The 262-nt window shown below is 42.7% G+C and carries 1 protein-coding gene; it reads left to right on the top strand.

Annotated features, from left to right (window positions below; all coding sequences use genetic code 11):
* On the top strand, nt 1-262 hold a 262-nt coding region (locus GNE10_RS35200), incomplete at both ends, for a DegT/DnrJ/EryC1/StrS family aminotransferase (RefSeq protein WP_185570591.1).

A 262-nucleotide genomic window follows, 5' to 3' on the forward strand; every position in this document is an offset into this window, starting at 1 on the left:
GGAATCAATATACTATTCGCGTCATCACCGCAGGAAGGAACGGTAATAGCGCCACACACCGGGAGGCGGTAAAAAATAGCTTGCAAGAAAAGCAAGTAGGCTCGATGGTTTACTATCCCTACCCTTTACATTTGCAACCAGTTTATCAATATCTCGGTTATCAGCCAGGACAATTACCAGTTGCAGAACAAGCTTGCAATGAAGTTTTATCCTTACCCATGTTTCCCGAACTAACAACCGAACAGCAAGATCAAGTAATTTA

Origin of the sequence: Nostoc sp. 2RC, assembly GCF_014222165.1 — a bacterium.
Lineage (GTDB): Bacteria > Cyanobacteriota > Cyanobacteriia > Cyanobacteriales > Nostocaceae > Nostoc > Nostoc linckia.